General features: G+C 68.6%; 1 protein-coding gene. It reads left to right on the top strand.

Annotated elements, in window-relative coordinates:
* Window positions 1-31: 31 nt before the first annotated feature.
* Window positions 32-3546: non-ribosomal peptide synthetase (locus ABT084_RS37745; RefSeq protein WP_351054336.1), on the top strand; the 3515-nt coding region annotated here is incomplete at its 3' end.

Raw genomic sequence — 3546 nt, 5'->3', positions numbered from 1 at the left:
CGCGCATCCGCGTGTCGCGCAGGCTGTCGTGGTGGCGCGTGAGGATGTGCCGGGGGACAAGCGTCTGGTCGCGTATGTCGTCGCGGCCGGCTGTGCGGGTGAGCTCGAGGTTTCGGTCCGGGACTTCGTCGCCGGGCGGTTGCCGGCGTATATGGTTCCGTCGGCTGTGGTGGTGCTGGAGACGCTGCCGCTGTCGGTGAACGGGAAGCTGGACCGCAAGGCCCTGCCCGCCCCGGAGTATGTGTCGGGTTCCGGACGTGAGCCGGCCAACGCCCGCGAAGAGGTGCTCTGCGCGGTCTTCGCCGACGTCCTGGGCCTGGACGGTGTCGGCGTGGACGACGACTTCTTTGCGCTGGGCGGACATTCGCTGCTGGCGATACGGCTGGTGGAGCGGCTGCGTGAGCGTGGAGTGTCGGTGTCGGTGCGGGCTCTCTTCCAGTCGCCGACCCCGGCCGGGCTCGCCGCTGCCGCGGTCGGCGGGGAGCAGGTGGTCATTCCGGACAACCTGATTCCCGTGGACGCGGCCGAGATCACCCCGGCGATGCTGCCGCTGGTCGAACTGACCGAGGAGGAGATCGGCCGTGTCGTCGCGACGGTCGAGGGCGGCGCGGCCAACGTCGCGGACATCTATCCCCTGGCCCCGCTCCAGGAAGGTCTGCTCTACCACCACCTGCTGGCCGACGGCGGTGAGGACGCCTATGTCCTGCCGACCGTCCTGGAATTCGACACCCGCCCTCTGCTGGACGCCTTCTTGGGAGCGCTCCAGCAGGTGGTGGACCGCCACGACATCCTGCGTACGTCGATCGTGTGGGAAGGCCTGCGCGAGCCGGTTCAGGTCGTCTGGCGACGCGCAGAACTCCCGGTGGCCGAGCTGTCGATCGACCCGGAGGGACCGGCGCCCGTCGACCAGCTGCTGGCCGCCGACGGTCTCACCGTGGACCTGGGGCGGGCACCCCTGATCAACATTCACATCGCCGCCGCAGAGCCCGCCGCGAACCGCTGGCTCGCGCTGGTGACGGTGCACCACATGGCGCAGGACCACACGGCGCTGGAAGTGCTGCTCCGCGAGGTCGATGCCTTCCTCACCGGCCGCGGCGGCGAACTGCCGGACCCGCTGCCGTTCCGGACCTTCGTGGCTCATTCCCGGAACGGGCTGGAACGCTCGGAGCACGAGCGGTACTTCGCCGACCTGCTCGGAGACGTGACCGAACCGACCGCCCCTTACGGACAGGTCGACGTGCGCGGTGACGGAGCCGAATCGGTCCGGGAACGGATCGTCCTGGAAGAGGGGCTGGGCGAAAGGCTACGCGAGGTCGCGCGCCGAGCGGCCACCAGCCCGGCGACGCTGATGCACGTGGCGTGGGCGCGAGTGCTCGGCGTCCTCAGCGGCCGTGACGACGTGGTCTTCGGCACCGTTCTGTTCGGCCGGATGAACTCAGGAGCGGGTTCCGAGCGGGTCCCGGGTCCGTTCATCAATACGCTCCCGGTACGGGTGCGTACCAACGACCTCGGTGCACTGGAGTCGCTGCATGCGATGCGAGGCCAGCTCGCCGGTCTGCTGGGGCACGAACAGGCGCCGCTGGTACTGGCTCAACAGGCGAGTGGTGTGCCGGCTGACACCCCGCTGTTCACCTCCCTCTTCAACTACCGCCACAACGCGGGGCTGCCGGCGGTGCCGGACGGGCCCGCTGACGTCCTGGGCATCCGTACGGTCTACTCGCGGGAGGCCAACAACTATCCGTTGACCGTCTCGGTGGACGACAACGGCAGTAGTCTCGGGCTCGCCGTGGACGCGGTGGCTCCGATCGACCCGCGAGCCGTGGGCATGCTGCTCCGCACTGCCGTCACCAAACTCGCAGATGCCTGGGAGACGGCGCTCGACAGTGGTACTGACCTTCCGCTGAGCTCGGTTGACGTGGTGGATGACATGGAGCGTCGTCGGCTGCTGGTGGAGTGGAACAACACTGCGGTTGATCTCGGCGGGGTGTTGGTGCCGGGGTTGTTCGAGGAGCAGGTGGTGCGGTCACCGGGTGCGGTGGCGGTGGTTGCTGACGGTGTGGAGGTGTCGTTCGCGGAGTTGGACACGCGGGTGAGCCGACTGGCTGAGCACCTGGTGGGCTTGGGTGTGGGTGTGGCGTCGTTGGTGGCTTTGTGTCTGCCGCGTGGCGTCGACATGGTCGTGTCGATCCTCGCGGTGTGGCGTGCCGGTGGTGCGTATCTGCCGGTGGATCCGGAGTATCCGGCGGAGCGGGTGGCGTTCATGCTCGATGACGCTGGTGTGGTGGCTGTGGTTGCCGCATCTGCGGTGGAGGGTGTGCTGTCTGAAGGTGTGACGCGGGTGGTGCTGGACGAGCCGGGGACGGTGGCTGCGCTCGCGGCTCTAAGCGGGGTGGTCCCGGATCGGGTGGTGCTGGCGGAGTCCGCGGCGTATGTGATGTTCACGTCGGGTTCGACGGGCCGGCCCAAGGGTGTAGTGGTGACCCATGGCGGTCTCGCGAACTATGTGCGCTGGGCGGCGGGTGCGTATGGGACCGAGGGTGGTGCGCCGCTGCATTCTTCGCTGGCGTTCGACCTGACGGTGACCAGTGTGCTGGTGCCGCTGGTGTCGGGCTCGCCTGTGGTGGTCAGTCGTGAGGGCGGAGCCGAGGGTCTGGCGGAGGTGGTGCGTCAGTCTGCCGGGTTCGGCCTGGTGAAGGTCGTACCGGGTCATCTTCCGCTGCTGAGCGAGCTGCTTTCGGATGCCGAGGCCGCGGAGATGGCCGGCACGGTGGTGGTCGGCGGTGAGGCGTTGACGGGTGCTTCGGTGCGTGCGTGGCTGGAGCGGGCGCCCGGTTCGGTGGTGGTCAATGAGTACGGTCCGACGGAGACGGTGGTCGGGTGCTGTGTTCTTGAGGTTCGTGCGGGTGATGAGGTCGGTGAGTCGGTTGCGATCGGGCGTCCGATCGCGAATACGCGGTTGTATGTGCTGGATGGCCGGCTCCGGCCGGTTCCGGTGGGTGTGGCGGGTGAGCTGTACATCGCGGGTGCGGGTGTTGCGCGTGGTTATGTGGGTCGGGCGGGCGTGACAGCGGAGCGGTTCCTCGCGTGTCCGTTCGAGCCGGGTGCGCGGATGTATCGCAGTGGTGACGTGGCGCGGTGGACTGCGGATGGCCGGCTTGAGTATGTGGGTCGTGCGGATGAGCAGGTGAAGGTCCGTGGTTTCCGGGTTGAGCCGGGTGAGGTCCAGTCGGTGGTCGCGGGGCATGCGCACGTGGCGCAGGCGGCGGTGATCGCGCGTGAGGACGTGCCGGGCGACGTGCGTCTGGTCGCCTACGTGGTGCCGGTTGAGGGCGCCGAGGGTCTTCCTGCCGAGGTAATGGCGTTCGCGGGTTCCCGGCTGCCGAAGCACATGGTGCCCTCGGCCGTCGTGGTCCTGGACGCGCTGCCGTTCACCGTGAACGGGAAGCTGGACCGCAAGGCTCTGCCGGCCCCTGAGTACGCGGGTGGTGTGGGTCGTGGTCCGGTGTCGCTCCAGGAGGAGCTGTTGTGCGGGGCGTTCGCGCAGGT

This window comes from Streptomyces sp. NPDC002138 (genome assembly GCF_040296485.1).
GTDB lineage: Bacteria > Actinomycetota > Actinomycetes > Streptomycetales > Streptomycetaceae > Streptomyces.
Note: the sequence above shows the minus strand (reverse complement) of the source record. Positions and strands in the feature narration are given on the sequence as shown.